The sequence below is a fragment of the Microbacterium sp. B19 genome (assembly GCF_000333395.1).
In the GTDB taxonomy this organism is placed as follows: Bacteria; Actinomycetota; Actinomycetes; order Actinomycetales; family Microbacteriaceae; genus Microbacterium.
In genome coordinates, this window is the sequence record NZ_BADA01000438.1 from 1 (window position 1) to 18,443 (window position 18,443).

General features: G+C 67.2%; 16 protein-coding genes and 1 pseudogene. 8 read left to right on the plus strand and 9 right to left on the minus strand.

The genetic code is table 11. From position 1 onward, the window contains the following. A pseudogene (locus I5G_RS22850) lies at window positions 1-854 on the plus strand (HDIG domain-containing metalloprotein); the annotation flags it as partial. A gap of 156 nt (window positions 855-1,010) precedes the next feature. On the opposite strand, the gene I5G_RS22855 reads toward I5G_RS22850, so the two are convergent. From I5G_RS22855 to I5G_RS15340, 3 genes are all read right to left on the minus strand, one after another. Continuing rightward, complete coding sequence (locus I5G_RS22855) at window positions 1,011-2,099, minus strand: hypothetical protein (RefSeq protein WP_022879842.1); 1,089 nt, start codon at window positions 2,097-2,099, stop codon at window positions 1,011-1,013. After that, complete coding sequence (locus I5G_RS15335) at window positions 2,096-2,455, minus strand: PadR family transcriptional regulator (protein ID WP_026095980.1); 360 nt, start codon at window positions 2,453-2,455, stop codon at window positions 2,096-2,098. The genes I5G_RS22855 and I5G_RS15335 overlap by 4 nt, the downstream gene beginning before the upstream one ends. A 224-nt stretch (window positions 2,456-2,679) precedes the next feature. Next, window positions 2,680-3,714, minus strand: a complete 1,035-nt coding sequence (locus I5G_RS15340) for an NAD(P)-dependent alcohol dehydrogenase (protein WP_022879844.1) — start codon at window positions 3,712-3,714, stop codon at window positions 2,680-2,682. 343 nt (window positions 3,715-4,057) lie between these two features. Here I5G_RS15340 and I5G_RS15345 point away from each other — a divergent pair, with 343 nt between their 5' ends. The 4 genes from I5G_RS15345 (at window position 4,058) to I5G_RS15360 (ending at window position 8,565) form a co-directional block, all read left to right on the plus strand. After that, window positions 4,058-5,365, plus strand: a complete 1,308-nt coding sequence (locus I5G_RS15345) for a GAF domain-containing protein (protein WP_022879845.1) — start codon at window positions 4,058-4,060, stop codon at window positions 5,363-5,365. A gap of 28 nt (window positions 5,366-5,393) precedes the next feature. Then, the gene (locus I5G_RS15350) at window positions 5,394-5,918 is read left to right on the plus strand and encodes a hypothetical protein (RefSeq protein ID WP_022879846.1); all 525 of its coding nucleotides are present in this window, start codon (window positions 5,394-5,396) and stop codon (window positions 5,916-5,918) included. Window positions 5,919-6,487: 569 nt separating this feature from the next. After that, the gene (locus I5G_RS15355; RefSeq protein ID WP_022879847.1) at window positions 6,488-8,038 is read left to right on the plus strand and encodes an aldehyde dehydrogenase family protein; all 1,551 of its coding nucleotides are present in this window, start codon (window positions 6,488-6,490) and stop codon (window positions 8,036-8,038) included. Window positions 8,039-8,181: 143 nt separating this feature from the next. Continuing rightward, window positions 8,182-8,565 (plus strand): DUF779 domain-containing protein, encoded by a 384-nt coding sequence (locus I5G_RS15360; RefSeq protein WP_022879848.1) that lies wholly within the window; start codon window positions 8,182-8,184, stop codon window positions 8,563-8,565. Between the two features lie 279 nt (window positions 8,566-8,844). On the opposite strand, the gene I5G_RS24845 is transcribed toward I5G_RS15360, so the two are convergent. Beyond that, window positions 8,845-9,846 carry an HNH endonuclease gene (locus I5G_RS24845; protein WP_083896668.1) on the minus strand — a complete coding sequence of 334 codons (1,002 nt, stop codon included), beginning with the start codon at window positions 9,844-9,846 and terminating at the stop codon, window positions 8,845-8,847. A gap of 170 nt (window positions 9,847-10,016) precedes the next feature. On the opposite strand from I5G_RS24845, the gene I5G_RS15365 reads away from it, so the two are divergent. From I5G_RS15365 to I5G_RS24120, 3 genes are read left to right on the plus strand one after another with little or no spacing between them, the layout of a single operon-like run. Then, window positions 10,017-11,120: a DNA cytosine methyltransferase gene (locus I5G_RS15365; RefSeq protein ID WP_204365570.1), complete on the plus strand. Its 1,104-nt coding sequence runs from the start codon at window positions 10,017-10,019 to the stop codon at window positions 11,118-11,120. Beyond that, complete coding sequence (locus tag I5G_RS24850) at window positions 11,117-12,190, plus strand: DNA cytosine methyltransferase (protein ID WP_036328697.1); 1,074 nt, start codon at window positions 11,117-11,119, stop codon at window positions 12,188-12,190. Before I5G_RS15365 ends, I5G_RS24850 begins: the two co-directional genes overlap by 4 nt. A 3-nt stretch (window positions 12,191-12,193) precedes the next feature. Continuing rightward, window positions 12,194-13,621, plus strand: a complete 1,428-nt coding sequence (locus I5G_RS24120) for a restriction endonuclease (protein ID WP_148286514.1) — start codon at window positions 12,194-12,196, stop codon at window positions 13,619-13,621. Between the two features lie 198 nt (window positions 13,622-13,819). Here the strand turns inward: I5G_RS24120 and I5G_RS15380 are convergent, their stop codons facing one another. The 5 genes from I5G_RS15380 to I5G_RS15400 all read right to left on the minus strand — a co-directional run bounded on the left by I5G_RS15380 (window position 13,820) and on the right by I5G_RS15400 (window position 18,437). Next, window positions 13,820-14,659 carry a hypothetical protein gene (locus I5G_RS15380; protein ID WP_022879852.1) on the minus strand — a complete coding sequence of 280 codons (840 nt, stop codon included), beginning with the start codon at window positions 14,657-14,659 and terminating at the stop codon, window positions 13,820-13,822. Between the two features lie 269 nt (window positions 14,660-14,928). Further along, the gene (locus tag I5G_RS15385; RefSeq protein WP_026095982.1) at window positions 14,929-15,534 is read right to left on the minus strand and encodes a response regulator transcription factor; all 606 of its coding nucleotides are present in this window, start codon (window positions 15,532-15,534) and stop codon (window positions 14,929-14,931) included. Window positions 15,535-15,580: 46 nt separating this feature from the next. Continuing rightward, window positions 15,581-16,687: a sensor histidine kinase gene (locus I5G_RS15390; RefSeq protein WP_022879854.1), complete on the minus strand. Its 1,107-nt coding sequence runs from the start codon at window positions 16,685-16,687 to the stop codon at window positions 15,581-15,583. 20 nt (window positions 16,688-16,707) lie between these two features. Next, complete coding sequence (locus I5G_RS15395) at window positions 16,708-17,505, minus strand: ABC transporter permease (protein ID WP_022879855.1); 798 nt, start codon at window positions 17,503-17,505, stop codon at window positions 16,708-16,710. Then, window positions 17,502-18,437, minus strand: coding sequence for an ABC transporter ATP-binding protein (locus tag I5G_RS15400; protein WP_022879856.1), 936 nt, complete (start codon window positions 18,435-18,437; stop codon window positions 17,502-17,504). The genes I5G_RS15395 and I5G_RS15400 overlap by 4 nt, the downstream gene beginning before the upstream one ends. Window positions 18,438-18,443 lie beyond the last annotated feature (6 nt).

Sequence of the window (18,443 nt, forward strand, 5' to 3'; positions counted from 1 at the left end):
CCTGGATGCCATCGCCGAGCTCCGCGGCACGCTCGAGATCGTGAGTCCCGAGCGCGTGCAGGCCGAGCTCGTGCGGCTGCTCCAGACCGATGACCCGGTGCGTGGCATCCGGGTCCTCGTCGAGACGGGCCTCATGGAGGAGTTCCTGCCCGATATCCCCGCGCTGCGGCTCGAGGTCGACGAGCACCACCACCTCAAGGACGTCTACGAGCACTCGCTGACGGTGCTGCGCCAGGCGATCGAGCTCGAGCAGCAGTCGGCATCCCGGTGACGCTCCCGACGTGCCGCTGCGCCTGGCCGCTCTGCTGCACGACATCGGCAAGCCCGCGACCCGACGCCTCGAGCCCGGTGGCGGGGTGACGTTTCACCACCACGATATCAAGGGTGCGCGGATGGCGCGCAAGCGCCTCCAGGGCCTGCGCTTCCACGCGGCGACCACGACCGTGGTGTCGTGGCTCGTCGAGCTGCACCTGCGCTTCTTCGGCTACGCCGAGGGAGCCTGGACGGATGCCGCGGTCCGCCGCTACGTCCGCGACGCCGGCGACGAGCTGGAGCGTCTGCACATCCTCACGCGGGCGGACGTGACCACGCGCAACAAGCGGAAGGCTCAGCGCCTGGCATCCGCCTACGACGACATCGAGGCCCGGATCGTCGCGCTGCGCGAGCAGGAGGAGATCGACTCCATCCGTCCCGATCTCGACGGCAACCGCATCCAGGAGGTCCTGGGGCTGAAGCCCGGCCGCGAGGTCGGCGAGGCGTACCGCTTCCTTCTCGACCTGCGCCTCGACGAGGGCGTGCTCGGCGAGGAAGAGGCCGAGAAGCGCCTGCGCGAGTGGTGGGCCGCGCGGGGCTGAGCCGCGGCGACGACGATCGGGGCGTGATTCGTGCGCCCCAATTCGCCGAATCACGCCCCGAAAGGTGGGGAGTTCAGTCCTCCTCGTCGCGTTGCTGCGCGAGCGCCGCGAGGACGAGGTGGGTGAGGTCGATGCTCACGATCCGCGGTTCGTCGCTCATGGCGTCGGCGAGGTCGGAGTCGGCGTGGGGGCCGCGGGCGCGGCGTCGGTGCCGGCGGTCGGCGTCGGGGCGACCTCCGTCGGCACGGGCTGCACCCGCAGGAAGGGGAAGACGGTCGGCTTCGCCTTCGCGAGGTCTTCCGCCGCGTTCCACGTCAGCACGCCGGGCGGGATCTCACGCAGCGGGAAGACGTTCCACGCGTCGGTGGCACCGGGCGCCGTGTACGGCACCGGCACCGGCCCTCCCCCGCCGTAGAAGTAGGCGTCGTACGGTGACGGACCGTTCTCGCGGCCGACGGTCGTGAGCGGGTTGCCGTCCTGGTCGAAGAGCTGCACCGTCGGGATGGCATTGCCCTCGGCGTCGAACGCGAAGATGTTCCGCACGCGCTGGCCGTCGACCGAGAGGCCGGGCGTGAAGTTCGCCGCCGCCGAGGCGCCGACGGAGGAGTCCCAGAGCATCGACTGCAGACTCGAAGTGAGAGCGATCAACGTGAAGGGAGTGAGGACCAGGGCCACGACCGTTACTGCCGTACGGATGCCCCGCAGGATGCGGTTCGGTGCCCAGTGACCGCGTCCCCACTGCACGCTCACGAGCAGCAATACCGTCATGAGCACGATCCCCGGGAGCTGCGTCGCGCCGATCAGGTAGGAGAACGAGCCGGACCGCCAGCCGTAGCCCGACCAGAAGAACGGCGCGATGAAGAGGTACAGCACCACCGCGCGCAGGATCCACCAGATCGGAGCGAAGGATGCCAGCAGGTCGAGGGTCCACGCGGCCGCGGGGTTGCGCCGGATCTGTGCGCTGGTCGCCCCCCGCATCCGTGCGAGGCGCTCGGAGAGCGGTTGCCGCTTCACCGTGCCGGTGTCGGTGCGCTCCGGAAGACCCGCGGCGGCGCGCAGTTCGGCGGCGTAGGTCGTGGCATCCGGGAGCGTGAAGTCGTCGCCGGCTTCGGCGGCCTGGTCGGAGAGGTCGGCCTCGAGGCCGTCGAGCAGGTCGTCGACCTCGTCGGCGGGGAGGTCGTCGAGGTGCGCACGCACCGCGGCGGCGAACGCGTGGATGTCGTCGTGGACGGAGGTCGTGATCATCGGGCGTCTCCGATCGTGCGCAGCTTCTTCGGGGTGGTCGTGTCGTCGAGGAGACTCGTCATGGCCGACGAGAAGTGGGTCCAGCTGGCGCGCTGCGCGTCGAGCAGTTCGCGTCCCTGCGGGTTGATCGCGTAGTACTTGCGGTGCGGTCCGCCGTCCGACGGCACCACGTAACTGGACAGCGCCCCCGCGGAGTAAAGCCGACGGAGGGTGCCGTAGACCGAGGCATCCCCCACCTCTCCGAGCCCCGCATCGCGCAGACGCCGCACGATGTCGTAGCCGTACCCGTCGTCGTGCTGGACGACCGCGAGCACCGCGGCATCCAGCACCCCCTTCAGTAGCTGCGTCGTATCCACGCGCACCCCCCTTTCGCTCATCTGTGAGGGACAGTACCACGCCATGCGCGGTAGTGTGCAGTGCAGATTCCGCGTGCCGCGTGTCGGGGCGACGAATGTGGCCCCGGGGCGTCTCCGGTGGCCCCGGGGCCACGAGCCGCGGCTCGGAGCGGCCGCCGGTGCCGGCGCGCGAACGCCGAGGGGGTGGCATCCCGAATCCGGATGCCACCCCCTCGACGCCGCGTTTACGGAACGACGACCGCGCGACCGCGCACCTCGCCGTGGTGGAGACGCTGGTAGGCCTCGACGGCCGTGTCGAAGCCGTAGCGCTCGACGTGGACACCGACGGCGCCGCTGCGCGCGAGATCGAGCACCTCGATCAGCTCACTGCGCGTGCCCCAGTACGGCGCGCGGACGGCCGCACCCATGGGAGTCGAGAAGAAGCCGGTGGGCAGGATGCCGCCCCCGATGCCGACGATGTGGATGAAGCTGTCGAGCGCCGCCACCTGGCGGGCCAGGTCGATCGTGGGCTGAACACCGACGAAGTCGAACACGGCGGTGGCGCCCAGGCCGTTCGTCAGCTCGCGGATGCGCTCGGCGGCGTGCTCGTCCGAGGTCACCGTGTGGTGCGCGCCGACCTCGCGGGCGAGGGCGAGCTTGTCCTCGCCGAGATCGACCGCGATGACCGTGGCCTGCGAGATGGCGCGGAGAATCTGCACGCCCACGTGCCCGAGTCCGCCGACGCCGATCACCACGGCGGTGGCGCCGGGGTACAGCTTCTCCTTCGCCGACACGATCGCGTGGTACGGCGTGAGGCCCGCGTCGGTGAGCGACACGGTCTCGACGGGGTCGAGGTCGCCGAGCGGCACGAGGTGGCGGGGGTCGTCGACGATGACGTACTCGGCCATCGCGCCGGGGGCGCCGAGTCCGGGCGGGGTGATGCCGAGTTCCGCGGCGTAGGGGCAGTAGTTCTCGGCGCCCTGCGCGCACGCGTGGCAGCGGCCGCAGCCCCAGGGTCCGTAGATCGCGTACGCCTCGCCGATCTGCACGCCCTCGACGCCGTCGCCGAGCTCGTCGACGATGCCCGCGCCCTCGTGGCCGAGCGTCAGGGGGAGTCCGTAGGTGTACTGCTCCTCCGGAAGATCCATCACGAACCAGTCGGAGTGACACAGGCCGGCGGCCGTGACCTTGAGTCGGATCTGCCCCGGACCGGGGTGGGGGTCCTCGATCTCGACGACCTCGGGGCCCTTGCCGATCTCGCGGTACTGCACTGCCTTCATGGCATCCCTTTCTCTCGGTGTGCTGGTTCCTCCACCGTGCGCCCGTCGTCGGCGGGTGTCGAGGGGGTCGACGGCGTTTTCCGCCGTTGGGAATCACTCTCATTAATGCGTGTGAATGGATTTCTGGATGCCGGGACCGACACGCCGCGTGGTTGATTCGGGCGCCGGTCGTCGCGGGGCGCGCGAGGTGGCCCCGGGGCGTTCTGCGTGGCCCCGGGGCCACGGGTCGCGCCCCCGACCCATCGCGCGGCGCCGGGCGTCTGGCATCCGGCTGGGAACCCTCCCACCCGCGCGTGCGCGCACCTACACTGGACGCACCTCCGTCATCGTCGATGGGAGTCCGGTGCCTTCTCCGTGGTCGCGTCCGACCGTATCCCCCGAGACCTCGGGGTTGATCATCGCGCGCGCCCACGACGAGTTGCTCGCCGGCAACGAGGATCGTCGACTCGGCGACGTACGGCCGCTGGTGCGGGATTCGTGGCGGCGGTCGCTGGCATCCCTCGTCGGTCCGGAGGGGCTGCCGACGGTCGACCTCGTGTCGGAGGAACTCGAGGCGTATCGCCGCGCGCACCCGCTCGCCGGGGTGATGGACATGGTCCGGGCGCTGCTCCTGCCGGGGTCGGCGGAGGACTCCGGCGTGGTCGTCGCCGTCGGCGATGCGGCCGGGCGCCTGCTCTGGGTCGAGGGCGACCGGCACCTCCGCACGCGCACCGGAGACATGGGCTTCGTCGCGGGCGCGAACTGGTCGGAGGAGGTCGTCGGCACCTCCGCCCCCGGGACGGCGCTGACCCTCGACCGGTCGGTGCAGATCCGCGGCGCCGAGCACTTCAACCGCTTCGTGCAGCCGTGGTCGTGCACCGCGGCGCCCGTGCATGATCCCGAGACGCGGCGGCTGCTCGGCATGATCGACGTCACGGGCGGTCCCGAGGCCGTCACCCCACAGGCCCAGTTGCTCGTGGATGCCACGGCCCGCGCGATCGAGAGCGAGATCCTCGTCGGGCGGCTCCGTGCGCAGCAGGATCCCCCGCCGCGTCGACCGCGCCGCTCCCCCGGGACGCGCGCGCTGCTGCGGATCCTCGGGCGGGATCGGGCGCTGCTGGAGGTGACCGGCGAGTCGGGCGAGACGGTGGTCGAGCTCGGCGCGCGGCACGCCGAGATCCTGCTGCTCCTCGCCGTGCACCGCGAGGGCATGTCGGCTGAGGCCCTGAGCGAGGCTGTGTACGGCCACCCCGCGACCGAGACGCTGCGCCCCGAGATGGTGCGGCTGCGAAAGGTGCTGGAGCCCCTCGCCCCGGCCCTGGTCCCGGCATCCCGCCCTTACCGTCTGCCCGACGGCCTCGAAACCGACGCCCAGCAGGTGCTGTCGCTGCTCGATCGCGGGGCGCACCGCGTCGCACTCGCCGCCTATCGCGGGCCGGTGCTGCCGGACTCGGTGGCGCCCGGGGTGGCCGAGGTGCGGGAGTCGGTGCGCCAGGCGCTGCGCGAAGCGCTCGTCGAAGAAGCCGGGCTCGACGTGCTGCTCGCGTACGCCGATACGTCCGACGGGCGCGACGACGTCGAGGTGCTGCGGCTGTGCCTGGAGATGCTGCCCGCCCGGTCGCCCAAGCGCGCCGGTCTCGTCTCGCGGATCGAGCGCCTCGAACGGGACTGATGTCGGAGGCCCTGGTTACGCTGAATCCATGGACGAATCGACGCTCGACATCTTCTCGGCAGCTCGCGCCCGACGCGATGTGGGGCGCATCCGTGAAGCCGTCGCCGAGGTGAAGGCGGGTGACATCGCCCGCGTGCTGGTGCGGTCGCCGCGTTACGGCCTGTACGCGATCGAGGGCACCGTCCGGATCGGCGTGGGCGGGCAGCCGCTCGTCGGCGACGTCATCCTCGCGCCCAGCGCCGAGATCCAGCGCATCGACCTCGGCATCCCGGCCCCCGAGCCGGCGCTGTCCGCCGATGTCGTCGACCCCTCGACCCTCCCCCACGGCACGCCCGTCCGCGTGACGTTCGTCACGCCGACCGCCGCGACCTTCGCCGTGACGGGGCCGATCACCGCGGGCAACGACCGCTTCCTCCTCGTCGGCAGCTGGATCGTGGCCGACGACCGCGCGATCGCTCCGCGCGTGGTCAGCATCGAGCGCCTCGACGACGTCGACCTGCACGAGGTCAACGTCCCGCCGCTGCGGTCGGTGCTCGTCGACGCCGACGCGTAGGGGATGCCGCGGCCTCGGGGTCGGGGCATCCGGTGGCTCTGCCTAGCCGTGCCGGTGCCGTTGGCTGGCTGAAGTTCGCAGAATCCGGCGGATCTCGCAGGATTCGCGCTGGATTCTGCGAAGTACGGGGGATTCTGCGAGCTTCGCTGCGGGCTGGGGCGTCGGGGTGCTGGCATCCATTGGTTGTGCCTGGCCGCGCCGTGCCGGTGCCGTTGGCTGGCTGAAGTTCGCAGAATCCGGCGGATCTCGCAGGATTCGCGCTGGATTCTGCGAAGTACGGGGGATTCTGCGAGCTTCGCTGCGGGCTGGTGCGTCGGGGTGCTGGCATCCATTGGTTGTGCCTGGCCGCGCCGTGCTGGCGCCGTGAGTTGGTCGAAGTTCGCAGAATCGTGCGGATCTCGCAGGATTCGCGCTGGATTCTGCGAAGTACGGGGGATTCTGCGAGCTTCGCCGCCCCGCGGGCGCCCCCCGCAACCGTTGCAACCCGATGCAACGTGCCCCGGCGTACCGTCGGCGCATCGCCGCACCGAAGCCGTCGCGGCGTCTCATGACCGTCGAAGGAGACACGCATGACCATCGTCGAAGAAGGCGTTTCCAGCGTCTACGCCGCCCCCGGTTCGCGCGGGGCCGTCGCCCAGTATCGCGAGCGGTACGGGCACTACATCGGCGGGGAGTGGGTCGAGCCGCACAGCGGTGAGTACTTCGAAGACATCACCCCCGTCACCGGCAAGCCCTTCTGCGAGGTCGGTCGCGGCGACGCGGCCGACATCGACCGGGCCGTGGATGCCGCCTGGAAGGCGTTCGCATCCTGGAAGAAGACCACGCCCGCCGAGCGCAGCGTCATCCTGAACAAGATCGCCGACCGCATCGAGCAGAACCTCGAAGCCATCGCCGTCGCCGAGACGTGGGAGAACGGCAAGCCGGTGCGCGAGACGCTCGCCGCCGACATTCCCCTGACCGTCGACCACTTCCGCTACTTCGCGGGCGTGCTGCGGGCACAGGAGGGCTCGCTCAGCCAGCTCGACGAGAACACCGTCGCGTACCACTTCAACGAGCCGCTCGGTGTGGTGGGGCAGATCATCCCGTGGAACTTCCCGATCCTCATGGCCGCGTGGAAGCTCGCCCCGGCGCTCGCCGCGGGCAACTGCGTCGTGATCAAGCCGGCCGAGCAGACCCCGGCATCGCTGCTGTTCCTGTTCGACATCATCGGCGACCTGCTCCCGGCCGGTGTCGTGAACATCGTCAACGGCTTCGGCATCGAGGCGGGGGCGCCGCTCGCGCAGCACAAGCGGATCCGCAAGGTCGCCTTCACGGGTGAGACCACCACGGGTCGCCTGATCATGCAGTACGCGTCGCAGAACCTCATCCCGGTGACGCTCGAGCTCGGGGGCAAGAGCCCGAACCTCTTCTTCGAGGACGTGGCCCGCGCGACCGACGACGCCTACTACGACAAGGCGCTCGAGGGCTTCACGCTCTTCGCCCTCAACCAGGGTGAAGTGTGCACGTGCCCGTCGCGGGCGCTGATCCAGCGGTCGATCTACGACCAGTTCCTCGGCGACGGCCTCGCCCGCGTCGGCAAGGTGAAGCAGGGCAACCCGCTCGACCCCGAGACGATGATCGGCGCGCAGGCCTCGAACGACCAGCTCGAGAAGATCCTGTCGTACATCGAGATCGGCAAGGCGGGCGGCGCGAAGCTGCTCACCGGTGGCGAGCGGGTCGACCTCGGAGGCGAGCTGTCGGGCGGCTACTACGTCCAGCCGACGGTGTTCGAGGGCACGAACGACATGCGGATTTTCCAGGAGGAGATCTTCGGCCCGGTGCTCTCGGTCACGTCGTTCGACAACTTCGACGACGCGATCTCGATCGCGAACGACACCCTCTACGGCCTCGGCGCCGGTGTGTGGAGCCGCAGCGGCGACACCGCCTACCGCGCCGGCCGCGCCATCGAGGCCGGACGCGTCTGGACCAACACGTACCACCAGTACCCCGCGCACGCCGCGTTCGGCGGGTACAAGCAGTCGGGCATCGGCCGCGAGAACCACCTCAAGATGCTCGACCACTACCAGCAGACGAAGAACCTGCTGGTGTCGTACGCCGAAGGCGCGATGGGCTTCTTCTAAGCCGGCGGCGTGGGGCCGGGGCGCTGCGGCGTCGTGGCTCCGTCGTGGACGGAGCGTCGGGGCGGCGGGTCGCCGGCGCTCGGTGACCCCCGGGTTCGCGCCCGGGGGTCACACCCATTTCCGGATTCGAAGGAGAAGAACGGATGCCAGACCTCTCACGCGTGGACGTGACGGATGCCGCGGCCGCGCTGCTGCGCGACCTGACCGCGAAGCACGGTCCGCTGATGTTCCACCAGTCGGGCGGCTGCTGCGACGGCAGTTCCCCCATGTGTTACCCGGTGGGGATGTTCCTCACCGGCCCCAGCGACGTGCACCTCGGCAACATCCATGTCGGCCTCGATGACCCGATCGAGGTCTACATGTCGGAGTCGCAGTTCGAGTACTGGAAGTTCACGCACCTCACGATCGATGTCGTGCCGGGGCGCGGCGCCGGATTCTCGGTCGAGGGCCCGACGGGGATGCGGTTCCTCATTCGGTCTCGGATGTTGACGGAGGAGGAGGCGGTCGCGTTCGGGGTGGGGGGCTGACGGGTGTAGCCAAAGGCCTTGCATACGCTTCGGTCTCCCTCGCACCCGGCCGACTGGGCTGGTGATTTTCGCAGCGCTGCCTGGAGAAAGCGCCTTCGTCGTTGTGCGCGAGTGAAGAGCACAAGGTCGGGCAAGAGCTTTCTCAGTGCCCTGGTCTTCACACTCTTGTGCGTATCGTGCTGTTAGGTCCGCGAATACGTTCGCTGCGAACAGACAAGGAGCCATCCAAGCCGGGGCGGGGGGCGACTGGCCCCTCGAATCAACACCTGGAGCGGTTGGCTATCCTTCCCAACGGCGAGCTTCTCTTCCGATCGCAAGGTTTCGCGGGCTGGGGCGCTCCCGATCGGATGCGGGAAGGATCCTAAGCAGGCGCCCGTCGAGGTCATCCAGCCAGCGTCGGTCGAGCTCGTCTAGATGGTCGAGCGCGTGCGAACGGGCAGAGACCTGGACTTCGTACTCAGGCGATACCGAGATGATCCCGCTGTCGTACGCAGCGTGATGGTTCCTGCAAAGCGCTAGACCGTTGTCTGTCTGATCAGTGCTCCCCGGCCATGCCACCGGCACGATGTGTGCACCCTCTATGAGGCCGAGTCCGAGTCCACACATCGCGCATCGGCGCCGATAGGCCATGCGAATCCTGTAGCTGAAGTCCCAAGCTCGAAACGCGAGTCTCAGTCGGCGCTCAACCGTCGAGCGAGCCTGATCCTCAGTATCGGGCGCCGATGGCTCAGAGGCATCGGCTGCTAGTGTCCACTCGCTGGCCAGTTCGTGACTCTCATGGAGTTCTCGAACGTTGAGGCAGTATGTGGCCAGCAGCTGGGGACGGAACGCGACCACTATGTCACCACTCGTTCGAGTCGCGGCAGCGAATCCACGCTGGGCGGCACCGCGCATCACCTCCTCCCGCACCTGAAGAGAAGGAGAGTCCGAGCTACGGTGGTCATGGATGGAGGGGTCCCATCCGACGAACACGCGGTGCTTCTGGCTCCATCCGACGATGATCAGAACTTCCCCCGCCCGCGGTGCGGGGAGGTAGGTGGTCAACTGAATGCGGAACTCATCCGGAGCACGAACGTGACCGCCCCCGTGCGTCACGTTCCATGCGTAGATTCGGACGAGCGTCGGTTCATCGAGGCGATTCCCTCCGATTGCGTATCCAAAGGGCTTTACGGCCTCCTGCGGCATCGCCGTTACCGAAAGGCCCGAGACGACGAGGCTGTCCTCGACCCGCTCGTGCAGTTCGCGTGAGGACAGCAGACGGGAGGACTCGTCGGGGGCCACGGCTGACTCTACCGCGACTGGTCCTCGACCCGCTGGCGACGCTCCCTGGCAGGCGTCTCCACCGAAGGTACGCTCGGATGTGGCTGGCGGGCGATGTCGGAGGGTCGGCGTACCGTCGCAGCATCCTCACCGGTCAGTACGAAAGGTATCCCGTGATCAAAGATCTTCCTGTGATCGATCTCTTCGCAGGCGCGGGCGGCCTCGGCATAGGCGCGCACCGTGCTGGTGCGGAACTGCGGCTCTCTGTCGACAACGACTCCTACTCGTGCGAGACGATGGCGAAGAACCCGAGGCTTCACCCCGGGCGCTCGATGCTGGGGGACGTGACCGCCCTGACCGGTCGTCAGCTTCGTGCAGACGCCGGTCTGCGAGCGAGCGAGGATGTAGTCGTGATCGGGGGCGCACCCTGCCAACCGTTCAGCAAGGCGGCTTACTGGGTCGACAAGGGTGAAGAGGCTGCATACCGACGCGCGCGGGCTCGCGGAGAGGCCGCAGACCGCCCGAAGGAGACACCGGCCGCCCGTCCCGACAGCAGGCGCACGCTGGTGCACGAGTTCTTGCGCCTCGTGCTCGAGACGGATGCCTCAGCGTTCGTGTTTGAGAACGTGCCAAGCATTCTCCACCCTCGTAATAAGCATATTTTCGAGGCGCTACGCGCAGACGCGGAGGCAGCGGGCTACTTCACGCGGACCGTCGTTGCCACTGCAACGAACTACGGTGCGCCCCAGTCGCGGCAGAGGGTCTTCCTGCTGGGCTCGCTCGAGCAGACACCTCCGGAGCCGGTGACTACCCATGCAGAGACTCCGTCGATCGATTTGTTGCCGTGGCGCACGGCTGGTGACGCCCTCGCCGAGGTGGATCCGGTCCTCGTGTCACGTGACGTCGTTGCTGTCGAGGGCCGTTGGGCTCAACATCTGCGGGAAATTCCACCCGGCATGAACTACAAGTTCCATTCGGCGTGGGCAGGGCACCCGAACCCAACCTTCGAGGCTGAGACACGCTACTGGAACTTCTTGCTGAAGCTCTCCCCCGACCGACCGTCGTGGACTATACCCGCTAGCCCGGGTCCGTGGACCGGGCCGTTCCATTGGGACAGCCGTCGCCTGTCAGTCGCTGAACTTGCTGCGCTGCAGTCGTTTCCGGCTGGGTACACGTTTGCAGGTCCTCGACGCGAGCAGGTGCGACAGATTGGCAATGCCGTGCCGTCAGTGATGGCCGAGGCGATGGTCGCGTCGGCCGTAGCGTCGGTATCTCGCTCCGAGGCGGCCGCATGAACACGCCAATGCGTGCTGTGAGCCTTTTCTCTGGAGCAGGCGGGCTCGACCTCGGAATGAGGGATGCCGGGTTCGAGATCATTGCAGCGGTTGACACTGACATTTACGCCGCCAAGAGTCATGAGCAGAATTTCCCAGAGACGGCATTCTTCAACGGGAGCATCTCGGACTTCACTCAGCAGAGAGTCACCGACATGGTGGGTGTGGCAAAGCTCGAGGATGTGGACTTGCTCGTCGGCGGTCCGCCTTGCCCGCCGTTCTCAAAGAGCAGGTTCTATCGCACGGACAAACCGCGCGCGATGGAGGATCCAATCGGAGAAGTGACCATCACTGGTTACCTGGAGACTCTTCGCTGGCTTCGCCCGAAGACGTTCCTGCTCGAGAACGTTGCAGGCATGGCGTTCAAGGTGCACAGAGAAACACTTGAGCACATCATCGCGACCGCAGAGAGTTACGGCTATCGCTGTGAATATCGGGTCCTGAACGCAGCCGACTATGGTGTTCCGCAGGTTCGCCAGCGATTCTTCATCGTTGGAACACTTGGTCACGGCTTCGTCTGGCCGAGTCCGACACACGCAGACCCTTCGGTCGAAGGTGTTCTTCGACCCTGGGTGACCGCGGGCTCAGTTCTTGCGGATCTTGACACGGAAGAGAATGCCTCTGATGAGGGGCACGTTGCTGGAGGGAAACATCGGGACCTGCTGAAGCAGATCCCTCCAGGCGAGAACTATCTCTTCTTCACTGCAAAACGCGGCCATCCAGATCCACAGTTCGAGTGGCGCAAAAGGTATTGGTCGTTTCTTCTGAAGCTCAGCCCAGACATGCCGTCGTGGACAATTCAGGCACGGCGCTCAAATAACATGGGCCCGTTTCACTGGAGGAGCCGCATTCTGCGCATCGAGGAGGTCAAACGCATTCAGACATTCCCGGATAACTGGTTTCTGGCAGGAAACGTTGAGCAGCAGTGGCGTCAGGTAGGAAACGCGGTGCCCCCCAAGCTGGCGAACGCGCTCGGAACTCAGTTGGCGGCGCATGTGCAGGAGATGACCTCGGAGCGGAAAGCGGCCTGACTGGTGCCCAAGCTTCCCGCGCCCAATGAGTTCACGCCAGGACAGCTGGGTTCTCCCGACGCTGTGTTCGAGATCCTCAAACACATCGACGGAGTGAAGGGGGATCGAGCGCAAGTTGTCGAGTGGATACGCAGCAGGTGGTTTGCGACCTCGGCTGAGAAACGTGCGCACGACCCGAACGCTCAACTCGATCAGCAACGGAAACGCGCCAACAACGTCATCACTGGGATGCAGCAGTACGGCCTCCTTGATTCACCACGCGACCCGTTGGTGCTCACGGAGTTGGGCTCCAAAATGCTCGACTTCGCGGCTGAGCCTGCCGATGGGCACCGATTGTTCACCAGCTTCCTCCTTCGTGAACGCTATGGGATGGAGTTGCTCCAAATCGCTCTTGACGTGCGGTCGCGCGATGGTGCCGTTACAAAGAGGCAGATAGACGATGAGTTGCGGTCTCGCGGGTACCAGGTATCGACCAATAGTTCATACGCGGGCAAGCTGCGACAGTGGCTTGAGCCCTCGGGGGTTGTCGACATGTACTGGAATGTCGATCACCAGATTCTTCTGGAGTTGGGTGGTGCCACTCCAGAAGAGGTTCGAAGCTGGCGGGGTCTCACACCTCCACAGCGGGCAGTAGTTGAAGTCCTGAGAGTGAGAGGCCTCGGTAACCGTACGGCGGCTCAATCGGCTGAGGTCCTCGAACTCCTTCGACAGCGAGGTATCGAGTTCAACGCGGGGCTTGTCGGCAAGCAGATCTATGAGCCTCTCGTCGCCGCTGGCTTCATCGAGAGGACGCTCAAGGAAGCCGGGCGGGGAGGCAAGGGGGGGACCGTTCAACTCACCCAGCGCGCGCTGGACCTCGATGTCGGGCTCATCGACGGCCTCGAGCTCGGAGACGTTCCGGCAGACCTGCAGGCGGAGTTGAACCGTTCGACGGACAGCATTCTCGCGGACCTGGGCTCAGCCGACACCGGAAAGAAGGGTGTCGCACTGGAGTTGCTTGCACTTCGGGTGGCTGCTGATGTCGGGCTGATACCCGCCGAAATGCGGCTGCGCAGCGCGCAGACCGGCGGCGCAGAAGTCGACCTCGTCGCCGAGGGCGCACATCTCCATTTCACTCGGTGGCTGTTCCAGTGCAAGAACCAAGTGGCGCCGGTGTCTCTGTCGGTGCTCGCGAAAGAGATCGGTATGGCCACGCTGTTGCGTGCGCAGGTAGTTATCATTCTCACTACCGGGGTCTTTGCAAAGTCGGTCGTCGCCTACGCTCGGGAGGCGGCCGAGGCGACCGCAATCCAGATAGTGCTACTTGACGGCCAGTCGTTGGCGAACTATCGCGCAAAGGGTCCAGCGGGACTACGGGCCGAACTGCATCAGTTCGCGGTTGGGGCGTTGCGCAGGAAACGACCTCAACTCGCCGAGGTGCCTAAAGAGTAGCGGGCCAGGGCTCGTAGGCAGCGCCGAATGGGCTCGTCTCGTAGGCTTTCGACTTCCACGACCGACTACGGGATTGTCCCAGCGCCAAGCGCGGCGGAGTGGTTGACAAGATTCATTGGGCGTCCATGCCAGTGAGTCGGTGCGCTGGACGAGTCCCACCCAACAGCGTCCGACCCCGCGCCATCGGCTAGCAGTGCCTTAGCCGAAGAGTTGGCGGATCACCTCGCTCATCGCATCCTTGGGTGGTAGAAGCAGCGACTGACCGAACGATTCCCTCGCCTCCTCCACGAACTGAGCCTCGGAGGCAACCCGCAGTTCATGTCGGACGTCAGGTTCACCGTCCTTGAACAAGAGCCCGGTACCGGAATTCTCGATCCAGAGCCCCAGCGCCCCAGGGGTATCTTCAGCGCCCGGCAGCGTATGAAAACTAAGCGGACGCTCTGTGATCACTCCCTCGTAGATAGCCTCGAAGCTCGTTGAAGGAGTCATGTCGTAGCGGAAGCCCTCGACGTTCGTCGCGGACATCATCACGAGCAAGCCCCCAATGGAGCTCGGCTTCACGAACTGGATCACGTGCTGCATCGTCGACATGAGTCGCACTCCGGCGTCATCGTTTGGGAAGTCAAGCATGCGAGACCTGACGATCTCGAAAACAGTCGTGCCATTGATCTGTTCGTCTTGACCCGCAATTACTACGCCTTCTTTGGTGACTTCCGCCCACTCACCGTCAAGAATTTTCCATAGGCGACCCGGGTTCCGCCCGGCGAGGATGAAGGTGGCTCCGCTGATATTCTCAAGCCCGCTTAATACACCTTGGAGATCCAAGTCTCGGAGCTTCGCCACCTCGTGAGCAAGTGTGTCCGGGCCCATCCCCGCATAGCCCACTGCGAGGTCCCCGGACAGCCGGATGATCTTGAGTACCGGCTCCGTGTAGATCTGTCGCGATCGTGTCGTATCGCTGTCCCACGTGACCTTCGTGTCTCCAGCGAGATACACGGCCCCGGTTCTCGGTTCGACTACTCCGACGATTAGCGTCATGCCCTCATCGTGCCAGGGCGAACGTGCGGGCGGGTAGGCAATGAAGCTCAATCACGTGGCCGGCGCCGGTCGTTCCCCGCACACGATAGGCCCCCTAGGCGTAGTCGCGTAGGCAAACAACGTGATGATCGACAGTCCATTCATCTTCACGTTCTTCGGCTCCGACGAAATGACGGGATCTCGCGTCGTCACGCCGAACGGAGGTTGCACGGCTGTGCTCGTAATAGTCGCTCCTTTCGTCACGGCACGTCACCGCGAGCGACCCTCACTCACAGCCACCCCCGCTCCACCGCCACCCGCACGGCATCCGCCCGATTCCGTCCGCCGGTCTTCCCGATCGCGCTGGACAGGTGATTCTTCACCGTCCCCTCCGACAGGTGCACCATCCGTGCGATGTCGGCGATCGACCCGCCGGCGCGGGCGGCGGCAAGCACGTCGGTCTCTCGCTCGGTCAGCGGTGAGTCCCCCTGGGCCAGCGATTCCGCCGCCAGAACCGGGTCCACGACCCGCAACCCCTGAGAGACCCGCCGCACCGCATCCGCCAATTCCGCCGCAGGGGTGTCTTTCACGACGAACCCCGACGCCCCGGCCTGCATGGCACGCGCGAGGTATCCGGGGCGGCCGAAGGTCGTGACGATGAGGGCGCGGCATCCGGGAACCTGAGTGCGCAGAAGAGACGCGGCGGCGATGCCGTCGATGCCGGGCATCTCGATGTCGAGCAGCGCCACGGTCGCCTCGGACGCGCGGGCGGCCCCGACCACCTCGTCGCCGCGGCCCACCTGGGCGACGACCTCGATGTCGGGCTCCAGACCGAGCAGGGCCGCGAGAGCTCCGCGTACGAGCGCCTGATCGTCGGCAATGAGAAGTCGGATCACCACGTCACCCTCACACGGAGGCGGCTGCACCCCACGGTCGCAAAGATCACCACGTCACCCTCACCCTGAATCCGCCGAGGTCGCTGCGGCCCACGGACATGCGGCCGCCGGCCGTCTCCACGCGCTCACGTAAACCCGAAAGCCCCGACCCGGACGACGCGCCCGACGGCCCGCGCCCGTCGTCGGCGACCTCCACCGACCGCGCATCCAGCGACACCCGGCACAAGGATGCCTCGGCGTGCCGCACCACGTTCGTCACCGCCTCGCGCACCACCCACCCCGCGAGCTCGCGCCGGTCGGAGGGCACCTGATCCGTCGACCCGGGCAGCTCGGCGGCGACCCCGGCGCTCTCCAGCGCCGCACGGGCCGCGGCAAGCTCGCCGCTGATGCTCACTCCTCTATACCCGTGCACCGTCGCGCGGACGTCGGCCAGCGCACCGCGCGCCAGCTGCTCGATCTGCGCCACCTCGTCGCGGGCGGCCGGGGAGCCGGCATCCATCAGTCTTCCGGCGAGCTCGGCCTTCACCGTGATCACGGTCAGCGAGTGGCCGAGGATGTCGTGCACGTCGCGCGCGACGCGGCTGCGCTCGCGTTCGGCGGCGAGTTCAGCCACCTGCTCCTGCGTAGCCCGCAGGCGCTCGAGGGTCGTGGTGTTCTGCACGAAGCTCAGCATCATGATCGAGATCGACAGGATGATCGCCGAGCTCAGGACGTTCGTGAAGGTGTCGGCGCCGCTCCACACTCCGACGATGAACGACGAGGCGCTCAGCAGCAGCACGAGGATCCAGGTCGGCCGCCGTGCGACGCTCGAGACAGCGACGGCGACGCCGACGAACGTCCACATCCACCGCACGTCCCCGCCGATCCACGGGGCGAGGCTCAGGCTCAGGGCGAGCATCACCGCCGCGGGGATCAGTCGGCGCCACCCGGAGGTCGTACGGCGCGCAAACGGCACAGACGCGAGGAACACGGCGGCGAACACCGCCACGACCAGCGTGCCCACGGCGTGAGCAACGGGATCGGACAGTTCCCAGATCGACACGAGCGTCGGATATGTCCAGATCAGCGACAGGCCGCCGCCGATGAACCACCCTCGTGTGAACGAACGCCGGCCCGGGGCACGGAAGCGCCCCGGGCCGGTTGTCTCGCTCATGTCCCTCACGATAGAGCGGCTCACGAACGCCGCGTGTCCCGCCGGAAGAAGTAGACGGTGCCGGCGACGAACACCGCGAGCCACACCACCGCGTTGATCAGGGCGCCGAGGTCGAAGGCATCCCCCGTCAGCGGCGCCCGCGCCAGCTCGGCGATGCCGTACACGGGCGTCAGCTTGCCGACCGTCTGCAGGAAGTCGGGCATCGACGACAGCGGGTAGAAAAGCCCGCCGAGGAACGACAGCAGCACCACCGCGAGGCTCGTGATCTGGGCGACGTTCTCGCCCGGCACCATGTAGCCGACCATGAGCCCGAGCGTCGTGAACACCGCTCCGGCCAGGAGCCACGCGGCCAGGCCCGTGACGATCCACTGCGCCGCCGACAGTTGAACCCCGACCATGGATGCCACCACATACGTCGCGATCACGGCGATGAGTTCGAACAGCATGCCCGCCAGGAGCTTCACGATCACGTTGACGAGCGGGTTCAGCGGCGTGAGGCGCAGCTGTCGCGTCCACCCCTGCGCGCGCTCGACGGCGACCGCGGCGCCCGTCTGGGTCGCCGACATCATCGCTCCGTACATCGCCATCGAGACCATGATGTACGCGGCCACCGACACTCCCCCGGATGCCACCGGGGTCTCGGTCAGCGGGGTGTCGAGCATCTGGTAGCCGATGATGAAGAACATCAGCACCGGGAACGCCACGGTGAAGAACAGCGCCCGCGGGTTGCGGAGCTTGCGGACCAGCTCGATCCGCAGATACGTGAGCGTGAAGCCGCCCAGGACGGGGGCGGGACGGTCGAGGCTGATGGCGGTCATCGGGTTGCTCCGTTCGAGGCGTCGGCGGATGCCGGGGAATCGATGGTGAGCGCGACGAACACGCTCTCGAGGTTTTGGCGGGTGATCTCGAGATCCCGCGCGGGGGTTTCTGCGAGGAGGTGGCGCGCGAGGGCGTCGGAGTCGCGGGTGTGCAGCGTCACGCGCTCGCCGGAGGCCTCGACCGAGTCGACGCCCGGGAGGGACGCGAGCGCCGTGATGTCGGCATCCGGAATCGTCGCCTGCACCACCCGGCCCGAGACGAGGTTCTTGATCTCGGCCGTGGTGCCGTCGGCGACGATCTGGCCGCTGCGCATCAGCACGATGCGATCGGCGTACTCGTCGGCCTCGTCGAGGTAGTGCGTGGCGAACATGACGGTGCGGCCGCGGGCGGCATCCGTCCGGATCGCGTTCCAGAACGAACGGCGGGCCTCGACGTCCATGCCGGTGGTCGGCTCGTCGAGGATCAGCAGCGCCGGGTCGCTCACGAGCGCCATCGCAAAGCGCAGCCGCTGCTGCTCGCCGCCCGAGCAGAGTCCGACGCGTCGATTCGCCAGATCCCGGATGCCGGCCCGCTCCAACGCCTCGTCGACGGGACGCTTCTCGGCGAACAGGGATGCCGTGAGCTCGACCGTCTCGCGGACCGTGAGGTCTTTCAGCAGCCCCCCGGTCTGCAGGACGGCGGAGACGAGACCGCGCGACACCGCGCCGCGCGGGGTGTGCCCGAAGACGCTGATGGAGCCCGAGTCGGGGTTCGTGAGGTCGAGGATCATGTCGATCGTCGTGGTCTTGCCGGCGCCGTTCGGGCCGAGGAACGCCACGATCTCGCCGGGCTGCACGCGCAGATCGACGCCGCGGACGGCGTGGACGGAGCCGAAGCTCTTGACGACGCCCCGCGCGTCGATCGCGGCGGGGGCGGTGGTGGAGGAGGTCATGTCCTC

Coding starts and splice junctions, on each gene's coding strand:
- I5G_RS24850 (WP_036328697.1), top strand. CDS start 11,117: ATGAACACGCCAATGCGTGCTGTGAGCCTTTTCTCTGGAGCAGGCGGG.
- I5G_RS15400 (WP_022879856.1), bottom strand. CDS start 18,437: ATGACCTCCTCCACCACCGCCCCCGCCGCGATCGACGCGCGGGGCGTC.
- I5G_RS15380 (WP_022879852.1), bottom strand. CDS start 14,659: ATGACGCTAATCGTCGGAGTAGTCGAACCGAGAACCGGGGCCGTGTAT.
- I5G_RS15340 (WP_022879844.1), bottom strand. CDS start 3,714: ATGAAGGCAGTGCAGTACCGCGAGATCGGCAAGGGCCCCGAGGTCGTC.
- I5G_RS15355 (WP_022879847.1), top strand. CDS start 6,488: ATGACCATCGTCGAAGAAGGCGTTTCCAGCGTCTACGCCGCCCCCGGT.
- I5G_RS15390 (WP_022879854.1), bottom strand. CDS start 16,687: ATGAGCGAGACAACCGGCCCGGGGCGCTTCCGTGCCCCGGGCCGGCGT.
- I5G_RS22855 (WP_022879842.1), bottom strand. CDS start 2,099: ATGATCACGACCTCCGTCCACGACGACATCCACGCGTTCGCCGCCGCG.
- I5G_RS15350 (WP_022879846.1), top strand. CDS start 5,394: ATGGACGAATCGACGCTCGACATCTTCTCGGCAGCTCGCGCCCGACGC.
- I5G_RS15395 (WP_022879855.1), bottom strand. CDS start 17,505: ATGACCGCCATCAGCCTCGACCGTCCCGCCCCCGTCCTGGGCGGCTTC.
- I5G_RS15360 (WP_022879848.1), top strand. CDS start 8,182: ATGCCAGACCTCTCACGCGTGGACGTGACGGATGCCGCGGCCGCGCTG.